The sequence below is a fragment of the Jannaschia seosinensis genome (assembly GCF_001408515.1).
Taxonomy (GTDB): Bacteria; Pseudomonadota; Alphaproteobacteria; order Rhodobacterales; family Rhodobacteraceae; genus Jannaschia; species Jannaschia seosinensis.
In genome coordinates this window covers 20,177-30,010 of record NZ_CYPR01000113.1, presented here as the reverse complement: position 1 = coordinate 30,010, position 9,834 = coordinate 20,177, and the positions used below count along the sequence as shown (strand labels likewise).

Sequence of the window (9,834 nt, the reverse complement as noted above, 5' to 3'; positions counted from 1 at the left end):
GGTCAGCCGGGCTGCCAAGCTGCTCGACGACGAACTGGAGGCATGGCGCAACCGCCCTCTGGGCCAGGTAAAATACCTCATCCTCGATGCCCGGTACGAGAAGATGCGCCACGGCGGGGTGGTGCGCGATGCTGCCGTGCTCTCGGCAATCGGCATCGGCCCGGACGAGCGGCGGCGTGTTCTGGGCGTTTCCGTGGCCCTGTCCGAGGCCGAGGTCCACTGGCGGGGCTTCTTGGAGAGCCTGGTCGCCCGCGGCCTGCGCGGCGTCGAGTTCATCGTTTCGGATGACCACTCAGGGCTGCGTGCTGCCCGGCGGGCTGTTCTTGGCGGCGCCACGTGGCAGCGCTGCCAGTTCCATCTCGCGCGCAACGCCATTCATCACGCTCCGAACGTCGAGAGCCGCAAGCGCATCGGAGCTGAGCTGCGCACCGTGTGGAATGCCAGCACGCTCGCCAAGGCAGAAACGGCCTTGGCAGAGATCGTCGCCAGCTATCGCACCTCTGCGCCGAAGCTGGCCGCATGGCTGGAGGAAAACGCGCCCGAGGGGCTCGCGGTCTTCACGCTGCCCGAGCACCATCGCCGCCGGCTGCGCACTTCAAACCCGATGGAGCGATCCGTCCAGCAGGAGCTCAAGCGGCGCACCGTAAAGGTCAGGGTCTTTCCCAGCGACGACGCTCTGCTGCGACTGGTCAGCGCCGTCCTCGTAGAGATCGACGAGAAATGGGCCTCCGAGACCAAGGCCTACATCAAATGGGAATGCCAGGATGCATGACCCGCTCTCAGCAGAATTTCCAGACCGCAGGTTGCTCTATCGTTGGAGAACATTGAGGATTATCCGGAGCATTCCGATTACATGGGTGCGACGGCGGGGCGGGTGGCGAACCGTATCGGCGGCGCCTGGTTTTCATTCGATGGGATGGAATACCCGCTGAACGCGAATTTCGAAGGGCGTCACATGCTGCATGGCGGTGCCAGAGGGACAAGCGACCAGGTCTGGCAGCTTCTGGCGCATGACGACGACATGATTGCGTTCGGCCTCGCTCTCGCGGATGGCGAGATGGGCTTTCCCGGTGCGATGTGGATTGAGGCGCAATTCGCCTGCCTCGCCCCGGCGACGCTGCGGGTCCTCTATCGCGCCACGACCGACGCGCCGACGCCGGTTAACCTTGCGCACCATACGTATTGGCGGCTCGACGACACGGACGATATCGCCCGGCACGTGCTGACGGTGGATGCCGACCGCTACGTCACGGTCAATGACGACATGATCCCGACCGGCACTGCTCCGGTGGACGGCACGCCGCTGGATTTCCGCCGCGGCCGCGCCTTGCCGGGCGAGGGGCTGCTCGACCACAATCTGTGCCTGTCGGATCGGCGGGTCGAACTGCGCGACGTGGCTAGGCTGAGGTCCGAGGTAAGCGGCGTCGAGATGGTCCTTGCGACGACGGAGCCGGGCCTGCAGGTCTATGACGGGGCCAAGCTGAATACACAGGTGCCTGGCCTCGGCGGCCGAACGTACCGCGCCCATGCCGGGGTGGCGCTCGAGGCACAGGTCTGGCCCGACGCGGTGAACCGCCCGGATTTTCCCGACAGTATCCTGCGGCCGGGAGAAACCTACGAACAGACGACGACCTTCACATTCACGAAAGGATGACGATCATGCTCGACGGAACCGGCTTCAAGGCGTGGATGCGGGAGGCGAACCTGATCGGTGGCCGCTGGGTCGGCGCGGATTCGGGCGCCACGATCGATGTGACCAATCCCGCGACGGGCGAAACCATCGGAACCATCCCAAAGGCGGGCCGGGCCGAGACCGGGCGCGCGATCGACGCGGCGGCGGCGGCATTTCCGGCATTTCGCGACATGGCCCTGATGGACCGGGTGGCGCTCCTCTGGCGGTTGCACGACGCGCTGATGGATAACCAGGCGGATTTGGCGGAACTGCTGACGGTGGAAATGGGCAAGCCGCTCGCCGAAGCGAAGGGCGAGATCGTCATCGGCGCGCAATACATCCGCTGGTTCGCGGAGGAGGCGCGGCGGGCCAAGGGCGAAATCGTGCCGGCGGGTGTGAACGGGCGGCGCATCCTCGTGACCAAGCACGCCGTCGGCGTGGTCGGCATGATCACCCCCTGGAATTTCCCGAGCTCCATGCTTGCGCGCAAGCTCGCTCCGGCGCTCGCCGCGGGCTGCACCGTCGTCGCCAAGCCGGCAACCGCCACCCCCTATAGCGGCCTCGCCTGGGGCGCGCTGGCCGAAGAAGCGGGCTATCCCGAGGGTGTCGTGAATATCGTCACCGGCTCCGCCCGCGACATCGCGGGCACGATCATGGACGATGCCCGCGTCCGCAAGATCACCTTCACCGGCTCGACGGAGGTGGGCAAGGAACTGATCCGGCAATCGGCCGATACGGTGAAGAAGGTTTCGATGGAACTTGGCGGCAACGCGCCGTTCATCGTCTTCGACGACGCCGATCTGGACGCGGCGGTCGCGGGCGCGATGGCGTCGAAATTCCGCAATGCCGGCCAGACCTGTGTCTGCGCCAACCGCATCTATGTGCAGGCGGGCATCCACGATGCCTTCGTGGCCAAACTGAAGGCCGCGACGGAGGCGCTGAAGGTCGGTGACGGCCGCGAGGCGGGTGTGGAGCAGGGGCCGATGATCGACGCGGATGCCGTCGAAAAGGTCGAAGCCTTCGTGGCCGATGCCACGGAAAAGGGTGCGGAAATCGTTACCGGCGGTGGCCGCCACGAAAAAGGAGGCACGTTCTTCACGCCGACCATCGTGACGGGCGCCACGCAGGCCATGCGCTTCGCAACCGAGGAAATCTTCGGGCCGCTCGCGCCGGTCTTTCGGTTCGAGACCGAGGAGGAAGCGATCGAGATGGCCAATGACACGGTCTACGGGCTGGCTTGCTACGCCTATACCCGCGATCTCGGGCGTGCGTTCCGCCTGAACGAGGGGCTGCAATACGGGATGATCGGCATCAATTCCGGCCTCATCACCACCGTCGAGGCCCCCTTCGGCGGGGTGAAGGAAAGCGGCCTCGGCAAGGAGGGCGGCAGTCAGGGACTCGAGGATTACCTCGATACGAAATACGTCTGCGTCGACGGAATCTGACACGCATTGCTGCGGCGGGGGCCGTAATCAGGTCCCCGTCAAGGCGCCCCGCAGGCGACCGCAAAGCAGCGTGCGTTTTTCAGACCGGGTTTGGCGGCGTACGTCCCTCGGCCATCGCGATCGCATTCTCCAGCGCCATGCGCCCCATGGCCTCCCGCACCTCCAGCGCCGCCGTCCCGAGATGAGGCAGGAGCGTCACGTTCTCGAGCGCACGGAGCGCCTCCGGCACGTGCGGCTCCTGCTCATAGACGTCGAGACCCGCTGCCGCGATGCCACCGGCCCTCAGCGCCGCGATCAAGGCGGGCTCGTCCACCACGTCGCCGCGCGCCGTGTTGACGAGGATTGCGTGCGGCCGCATCGCGGCAAGGGCCTCCTCGTCCATGAGGTGCCGCGTCTCGGGCGTGGCGGCAACGGTCACCGCCACGATGTCGGATGCGGCGCAGACTTCGGCGACGGAGGAAAGCTGCCGCGCGCCCTCGATCTCCTTCGTGGACCGGTTCCAGAACACGACATCCATGTCGAAGCCCCGATGACAGCGCCGGGCGACCGCCTGACCGATCCGGCCCATGCCGATGATGCCGAGCGTCTTGCCGGTGACATGCATCCCCAGCATCTGCGTCGGGTGCCAGCCCGTCCATTTGCCGTCCCGGACCAGCCGTTCACCTTCGCCCGCACGACGCGCCGCCATCAGGATCAGGGTCACGGCAATGTCGGCCGTCGCATCTGTGACGGCGCCCGGGGTGTTCGTGACCTCCACGCCCGCCGCACGGGCCGCGGCGGCGTCGATATGGTTGTAACCCACGCCGAAATTCGCGAGGCCACGGGCTCGGATCGTGCCCTCAAAAGCTTTCGCTCCGAACGCGTCGCCGAGTGTCGTCAGAACCACGTCATGTTCCGCAAGCGCCGCACGACATTCGAAGGGATCCATCGGCTGCGTCGTTTCGCGGCACGTGACGGCGAACCGGTCGCGCGCCGCGGCCATCACGCTGTCGGGCAGGGTGCGGGAGACGAGCAGCTTCAATGCATCCGCCCCCCCTCGGGCACATCATGGTCAGGCGCCAGAAGCACAACCTCCCCATCCGAATCAGGCAGCCCGAGGACCAGCACCTCGGACATGAAGCGCCCGATCTGACGGGGCGGAAAGTTGACCACAGCCACGACCTGCCGCCCGATCAGGCCCTCGGCCGTGTAATGCCGCGTCACCTGGGCCGAGGTCTTTCGCTCGCCGATCTCCGGGCCGAAGTCGATCCACATCTTGATCGCTGGCTTGCGCGCCTCGGGAAAGGGTTCGGCCCGGACGATCCGGCCGACGCGGATGTCGACCTGCTGGAACGTCTCGAAGTCGAGATCGCTCATCCCCGCAACTCGCGCGAGCGGTCGGCCGCAGCGGCGACGGTGCGGGCCATCAGGTCCTGCAACTCCTCCATCAGGACCTCGAGCCCGGCCTGCGTCGTGCCGTTCGGCGAGGTCACGTTCTTGCGCAACTGTTCCGGATCCTCGCCCGACATGGCCAGCGCGCCGGCGCCCGCCACCGTCGCCCGCGCCAGGCGGAGGGCGAGTTCGGGGGCAAGGCCCTGCGCCTCGCCCGCGGCCGTCATCGCCTCGATCATGTGGAAGACGTAGGCGGGGCCCGAGCCGGAGAGGCCGGTCACGGCATCCATCTCGCTTTCGTCGTTCAGGCGCACGACCTCACCCACGGCCGACAGGAACAGGTCGGCCAGATCGAGATCGTCCGCCGTGGCCGCGTCGTTGCCGACGATGGCCGTGATGCCTTGGCTGATGGCGGCCGGTGTGTTCGGCATCGCCCGCACGATCCGGGCCTCGGCCCCGAATACTGCCTCAAAAGCACCAATCGTCGTGCCCGCGGCGATCGAGACGTAAAGCGTATCGTCGAGGTCCTGCAACGCAGGCAGGGCATCGCCCATCATCTGCGGCTTGACCGCGATGAGGGTGATTGCGGGGCTGTCGGGCAGGCCGCCGTCCAGATGCACGCCGGTATTGCGGAGCCAGTCCGACGGCTTCGGATCGATCACATGGACCGCGCCGGGCGAGAGCCCCCGGTCCAGCCATCCGGCCAGCATCGCGCCGCCCATCTTGCCGCAACCCAGCAATACGACGCCGCGCGCCTCGATATCGGTGAAATCCATCAATCATCCTCCCGGCCGCAACTTGCCGGGCGCGGCGGCGGCGTGCAAGTCAAGCGTGGCCGTAGGCCTCGGCCATCGCGATCTGCATCGCATCCGCCGGCGCACGGCCACCCCAGCACACGAGTTGGAAGGCCGGGTAGTACCGCTCGCCCGCCTCGATCGCCTCGGCCACCATGGCCGCGACCTGCTCACCCTCGGCGCAGGCGCCGCCGGCAAGCACCAGCCCGTAGCGCCAAACCATCATCTTCTGATCCGCCCAATAGCTGAAGGATCCTGTCCAGCAATCGTCGTTGGCAAGGTTCAGCGCCTCGTAGAGCACGGGCAGGCTGGATTCCGGCGGCTCCATCTCGAAGCAGCACAGCAGACGGAGGGTCTCGTCGGAATCCGACCAGGCGAGCGTGACGGAGTAGCTGCGCCACTGCCCCTCGACCACCATCGCGATCTGATCGTCGCCGACGCGATCAAAGACCCAGTCCTGCGTCTGTGCGACCGTCTCCACGAGATCGATCGGGTGCAGATCGCCCGTCTGCGAGAATTGCTGGCGCTGATGGATCATGTCCTGTCCTTCCGCTCGAACGGGCAGGGAGCCATAGGTCTCGGTCCATTGTCGAGCCGTATGATCGGGGCCCCGTCAAGTACACAACATATGGTGGGGGCGGTCCGGGGGCCTGTAAAGGGCGGATACGGGCTTCTCCACAAGATTCCGCAGCTGCCGGCCTGTTGCACCGCCGTTCCGTCCCGCTACCCTTCCGGAAACGGATCAGGGAGGGCGCGATGGAATTGAATGGGTGCGTGGCGGCAATTGCCGGCGGGGCCGGGGGCCTGGGCGCGGCGGTGGCCCGGCGGGTCGCGGCGGCGGGCGGGTCGGTGACCGTGCTCGACCGCAGCGAGGAGGGCGCGGCGCTGGCGGGCGAGATCGGCGGCAGCTACCTGCCGCTCGACGTGACCGACGCCTCGGCCTGCGCGGCGGCGCTGGAGCGAGTGGCCGAGGGCGGACGTCTCGACCTGATGGTCAATTGCGCGGGCGTCGCACCGGGCGCCAAGACCGTGGGGCGGGACGGAGCGCACGATCCGGACCTCTTCGCCCGGACGATCGCGATCAACCTGACCGGCACGTTCAACTGCGCCTCGGCCGCCGCGGCGATCATGGCGCGGCAGGACGAGCGCGGGCCGGACAAGGAGCGCGGCGTCATCGTCAATACCGCCTCCGTCGCCGCCTATGAGGGGCAGGTCGGGCAGGTCGCCTATGCCGCATCCAAGGGCGGGGTCGCGGCGATGACGCTACCGATGGCGCGGGATCTGGCCTCCCTTGGCATTCGTGTCGTAGCCGTCGCGCCGGGGCTGTTCCTGACGCCGATGTTGCAAGGTCTGCCGCAGGAGGTGCAGGATTCGCTGGGCGGACAGGTGCCGTATCCATCGCGGCTCGGCCGGCCGGAGGAGTTTGCGATGCTGGTGGAACAGATCGCCACGAATCCGATGCTGAACGGCGAGGTCATCCGCCTCGACGGCGCGATCCGGATGGCGCCGCGATGAGCCCCGAACGCTTCCCGCTCCACTGGTCGCCGCCCGACGCGCTGGAGGGCCGATTCGCACGGCTGGAGCGGCTGGACCCCGCGCATGTCGAGGCCCTGCATGCGGCGAACCCGACGGACGAATCGCACTGGCGCTACCTGCCTTACGGCCCGTTTCCCGATCCACAGGTCTACCGCCTCTGGGCCGAAGGCGCGGCGGCGACTGATGATCCGGCCTTCTACGCGGTTCGGGGCGCACAAGGCTGGTCGGGAGTGGTCGCGTTGATGCGGGCGGACCGTGAGCACGGCGTGATCGAGATCGGCAACATCGCCTTCTCGCCCGGCTTGCAACGCAGACCTGCCGCGACGGAGGCGATCCATCTGCTGCTGGACCACTGCTTCGCGTCGGGGTTCCGCAGAGTGGAATGGAAGTGCAATGCCGGAAACGCGGCCTCGCGCCAGGCTGCGGAGCGACTCGGCTTCACCTATGAGGGGACGTTTCGCCAGCACATGATCGTCAAGGGGCGCAATCGCGACACGGCTTGGTTCGCGATCGTCGACGACGATTGGCCGCGCCTGCGGGAGGCACACCAAGCTTGGCTCGCACCGGACAATTTCGACGCGGAGGGCCGGCAGATCCGGCGCCTGTCGGAGATGGGGGCGAATTAGATCGCGGACTTCGTCTCGCGCCGCGCTTCGATCATGCGGCGCAGCGCCGGGCGGATATCGTCGAGTGTGCGGCTGGCTAGACCCTCGGCCTCGGCCAGCAGGGCAGGATCGCGGCCGGTCCGCGCCAGCCCGGCGAGGAAGTTCGCGATGAAGGCGGGCGTCGCCGACGCCTCCTCGGCCATCCGCTCCGCACGGATCAGGTCTTCGGTCAGGGCGAGCGTGTCGGGCTCGATCGTCTCCGACCCGACGATCCGCAGGCCGCGCGGCCACAGGGCGGAGGGCAAGTGACGCAGGATGAGCTGCTGGAAGGATTCGAGGCTTTCGACCGGTTTCGGCAGGAACCCGTCGGCCCCGGCGGCCAGCGCGTCTTCTTCCACCACGTCGGCGGCCTGCCCGGAGGTTGCCAGGATGACGTCGGGCCGCTGCGTCGCGTTGGCGAGGCGCGCGATCAGTTCCAGCCCCGACCCGTCGGGCAGGCCCAGATCGACGATGGCCACACCCGCGCGGTAGGTCAGCAGGTGCCGTTCCGCGCTGGCGATGCAGTCGGCCCGCCGGATCCGCGCACCGGAGCGCAGGCTCAGCAGGCGAATGGCCTCCGACGCGTAGCGGCTGTCTTCCACCAGAAGGACAGTCTGCCCGAGGAGCGGACGCTGCGGCGTGGGGGCAGGGCGAAGCGCAAAATCGGTGGGTTTGGCGATGTCGGTGCGGGTGCTGTCCGAATTCGGCATGGGCTGATTCTCCTCGGCATTCTGCGCCACAATGCCGCCTCTATGCCTAACGAAAGGTGAATCCCCGGCTTGTTCCTGTGCCTGCGTGCGGCGATAAGCCTGCCATGATCGGAAAACTCAATCATGTGGCCATCGCCGTTCCCGACCTCCAAGCGGCGTCCGCGCAATATCGCGACACGTTGGGGGCGCAGGTGGGGGCCCCGCAGGACCTGCCGGAGCATGGGGTCACGGTGGTGTTCGTCACGCTTCCCAACACCAAGATCGAATTGCTGCATCCCCTCGGGGCAGATAGCCCGATCGTGGGCTTCCTTGAAAAGAACCCCGCCGGGGGCATTCACCATCTCTGCTACGAGGTCGCCGATATCGGCGCGGCGCGTGACCGGCTGACGGCCGCGGGCGCGCGGGTTCTGGGTGACGGCGAGCCGAAGATCGGCGCGCATGGCAACCCTGTCCTGTTCCTGCATCCGAAGGATTTCACCGGAACGCTGGTCGAGCTCGAGGAAGTTGGCAAAGCTGCCGAGCCTGAGGCTGCGTCATGATCGGTTTCTTTTCGGGCTTCGTGCTCTTCGCGATGGTCTGGGCGATGATCTTCCTGATCAGTCTTCAGATCGGGCAGGACACGCAGGGCGACCGCGGCGCGCGGCTGCACGGGACCCATGCCTCCAGCCCGGAGAAGTTCCGGCTGGGGCCGCGCATGTTGTGGGTCACGGTCATCTCGCTCGTGCTCTCGGGACTGCTTATCTGGCTGATCCTGTCCGGGCTCATCACGATCGAGGGCCTGCGGACGCTGACCGGCCGCCCCGCGCAGGAATTCTGAGGCCTCCGGATCCAAACCGTACGCGGCAGGCCTCAGAGAAGCCGCTTCTTCAGATCGTGGACGAGGTGTTCGAGCGGCTCGTCCTCCTGCTCCGCCAGACGCATCAGACCGAACTGAACGCGGGCCATCTCCTGATAATAGGAGGTGAAGACGTAATTCGTCGCCGCTCCTGCCGCCAATCCGAGAACCGGAACCGCCTGCGCGGCGAGCTTCTGGCCCAGTGGCACGGCCAGGCGCGGGGCGATCTTTGCGATCATGCCTGACAATGCGGGCCCGGTGACCGACAGGCGCAGGGTGATGAAGCTGAGATCGCTGCCATCGTCGTCGTCGAGCGGTCCGGCGGCGGCAAAGACCTTGAGGCAGGCGGCCCGCACTTCGGGCTTGGCAGGATCGAACCCGTGCTCGTCCGCGATACCCTGAATGGCCCGCAAGATGATCGTCGTCGTCACCGGCAGTTCCGCCAGCGCGGAGGCGAGTCCCCCGAACCCGCCCGCCGCGCCCGTGCCCAGCGTGATCGCGCGGGTCAGCCAGTCCGACGTGTCGGCGACCCGTCCGCGCGAGGCGGCGGCGGCGCGGAACGACTGCTCCAGCGCGGCGGCGGTGGCGCGTTCGAGGCCGCCGCGCACCGTCTGCGGCAGCATGTCGATCAGGTTCTCGGCCTGCGTGCCGACCATGTTGAGCAGTTGCAGGCCTACGCCCGAGGCATCGCGCAGCTTTTCGGCCAACCGGTCAAGCTCCGCCTCCCGGTCGAGCGGTTCGAGGATCTGGTCGGAGCGGAGGCGTGCATCTGTCATGTCACAGGATATGGGCGAGGTCGGGCGCGGCGGCAAGTCGCGGGCACCGCA

The 9,834-nt window shown here is 67.3% G+C and carries 13 protein-coding genes; 7 read left to right on the top strand and 6 right to left on the bottom strand.

Annotated elements, in window-relative coordinates; genetic code table 11:
• The 3 genes from JSE7799_RS09450 to JSE7799_RS09440 form a co-directional block, all read left to right on the top strand.
• The coding region (locus JSE7799_RS09450; RefSeq protein WP_055663400.1) for an IS256 family transposase at nucleotides 1-772 on the top strand (772 nt) is incomplete at its 5' end.
• Nucleotides 773-787: 15 nt separating this feature from the next.
• Nucleotides 788-1,654, top strand: coding sequence for an aldose epimerase family protein (locus tag JSE7799_RS09445; RefSeq protein ID WP_083480429.1), 867 nt, complete (start codon nucleotides 788-790; stop codon nucleotides 1,652-1,654).
• A 5-nt stretch (nucleotides 1,655-1,659) separates the two neighbouring features.
• On the top strand, nucleotides 1,660-3,117 hold the full coding sequence (locus tag JSE7799_RS09440; RefSeq protein ID WP_055663398.1) for an NAD-dependent succinate-semialdehyde dehydrogenase: 1,458 nt from the start codon (nucleotides 1,660-1,662) through the stop codon (nucleotides 3,115-3,117).
• Nucleotides 3,118-3,196: 79 nt separating this feature from the next.
• On the opposite strand, the gene JSE7799_RS09435 is transcribed toward JSE7799_RS09440, so the two are convergent.
• From JSE7799_RS09435 to JSE7799_RS09420, 4 genes are read right to left on the bottom strand one after another with little or no spacing between them, the layout of a single operon-like run.
• A complete protein-coding gene (locus tag JSE7799_RS09435; protein WP_055663397.1) occupies nucleotides 3,197-4,138 on the bottom strand; it encodes a 2-hydroxyacid dehydrogenase in 942 nt (313 codons plus the stop codon).
• Entirely contained in the window at nucleotides 4,135-4,473 is a 339-nt protein-coding gene (locus tag JSE7799_RS09430; protein WP_055663396.1) for a tRNA-binding protein, read from the bottom strand. Before JSE7799_RS09430 ends, JSE7799_RS09435 begins: the two co-directional genes overlap by 4 nt.
• Nucleotides 4,470-5,264, bottom strand: coding sequence for a pyrroline-5-carboxylate reductase (gene proC, locus JSE7799_RS09425; RefSeq protein ID WP_055663395.1), 795 nt, complete (start codon nucleotides 5,262-5,264; stop codon nucleotides 4,470-4,472). Before proC ends, JSE7799_RS09430 begins: the two co-directional genes overlap by 4 nt.
• 49 nt (nucleotides 5,265-5,313) lie before the next feature.
• The gene (locus JSE7799_RS09420; RefSeq protein WP_055663394.1) at nucleotides 5,314-5,820 is read right to left on the bottom strand and encodes a type III secretion system chaperone family protein; all 507 of its coding nucleotides are present in this window, start codon (nucleotides 5,818-5,820) and stop codon (nucleotides 5,314-5,316) included.
• A gap of 218 nt (nucleotides 5,821-6,038) precedes the next feature.
• Here JSE7799_RS09420 and JSE7799_RS09415 point away from each other — a divergent pair, with 218 nt between their 5' ends.
• Nucleotides 6,039-6,797, top strand: coding sequence for an SDR family NAD(P)-dependent oxidoreductase (locus JSE7799_RS09415; RefSeq protein WP_055663393.1), 759 nt, complete (start codon nucleotides 6,039-6,041; stop codon nucleotides 6,795-6,797).
• The gene (locus JSE7799_RS09410) at nucleotides 6,794-7,444 is read left to right on the top strand and encodes a GNAT family N-acetyltransferase (protein ID WP_055663392.1); all 651 of its coding nucleotides are present in this window, start codon (nucleotides 6,794-6,796) and stop codon (nucleotides 7,442-7,444) included. Before JSE7799_RS09415 ends, JSE7799_RS09410 begins: the two co-directional genes overlap by 4 nt.
• On the opposite strand, the gene JSE7799_RS09405 is transcribed toward JSE7799_RS09410, so the two are convergent.
• On the bottom strand, nucleotides 7,441-8,172 hold the full coding sequence (locus tag JSE7799_RS09405; protein ID WP_083480431.1) for a response regulator: 732 nt from the start codon (nucleotides 8,170-8,172) through the stop codon (nucleotides 7,441-7,443). The two genes, JSE7799_RS09410 and JSE7799_RS09405, sit on opposite strands and share 4 nt — an antisense overlap.
• Nucleotides 8,173-8,276: 104 nt before the next feature.
• On the opposite strand from JSE7799_RS09405, the gene mce reads away from it, so the two are divergent.
• Nucleotides 8,277-8,711 (top strand): methylmalonyl-CoA epimerase, encoded by a 435-nt coding sequence (gene mce, locus JSE7799_RS09400; RefSeq protein WP_055663391.1) that lies wholly within the window; start codon nucleotides 8,277-8,279, stop codon nucleotides 8,709-8,711.
• Complete coding sequence (locus tag JSE7799_RS09395) at nucleotides 8,708-8,989, top strand: DUF1467 family protein (protein WP_055663390.1); 282 nt, start codon at nucleotides 8,708-8,710, stop codon at nucleotides 8,987-8,989. The genes mce and JSE7799_RS09395 overlap by 4 nt, the downstream gene beginning before the upstream one ends.
• A 32-nt stretch (nucleotides 8,990-9,021) precedes the next feature.
• Here JSE7799_RS09395 and JSE7799_RS09390 read toward each other — a convergent pair whose 3' ends face one another.
• The gene (locus JSE7799_RS09390; protein WP_055663389.1) at nucleotides 9,022-9,783 is read right to left on the bottom strand and encodes an EcsC family protein; all 762 of its coding nucleotides are present in this window, start codon (nucleotides 9,781-9,783) and stop codon (nucleotides 9,022-9,024) included.
• Between the last annotated feature and the right edge of the window lie 51 nt (nucleotides 9,784-9,834).

Excerpts from the sequence above, each read along its gene's own strand:
- JSE7799_RS09440 (WP_055663398.1), top strand. The coding sequence starts at position 1,660 with ATGCTCGACGGAACCGGCTTCAAGGCGTGGATGCGGGAGGCGAACCTG.
- JSE7799_RS09430 (WP_055663396.1), bottom strand. The coding sequence starts at position 4,473 with ATGAGCGATCTCGACTTCGAGACGTTCCAGCAGGTCGACATCCGCGTC.
- proC (WP_055663395.1), bottom strand. The coding sequence starts at position 5,264 with ATGGATTTCACCGATATCGAGGCGCGCGGCGTCGTATTGCTGGGTTGC.
- JSE7799_RS09420 (WP_055663394.1), bottom strand. The coding sequence starts at position 5,820 with ATGATCCATCAGCGCCAGCAATTCTCGCAGACGGGCGATCTGCACCCG.
- JSE7799_RS09415 (WP_055663393.1), top strand. The coding sequence starts at position 6,039 with ATGGAATTGAATGGGTGCGTGGCGGCAATTGCCGGCGGGGCCGGGGGC.
- JSE7799_RS09410 (WP_055663392.1), top strand. The coding sequence starts at position 6,794 with ATGAGCCCCGAACGCTTCCCGCTCCACTGGTCGCCGCCCGACGCGCTG.
- JSE7799_RS09405 (WP_083480431.1), bottom strand. The coding sequence starts at position 8,172 with ATGCCGAATTCGGACAGCACCCGCACCGACATCGCCAAACCCACCGAT.
- mce (WP_055663391.1), top strand. The coding sequence starts at position 8,277 with ATGATCGGAAAACTCAATCATGTGGCCATCGCCGTTCCCGACCTCCAA.
- JSE7799_RS09395 (WP_055663390.1), top strand. The coding sequence starts at position 8,708 with ATGATCGGTTTCTTTTCGGGCTTCGTGCTCTTCGCGATGGTCTGGGCG.
- JSE7799_RS09390 (WP_055663389.1), bottom strand. The coding sequence starts at position 9,783 with ATGACAGATGCACGCCTCCGCTCCGACCAGATCCTCGAACCGCTCGAC.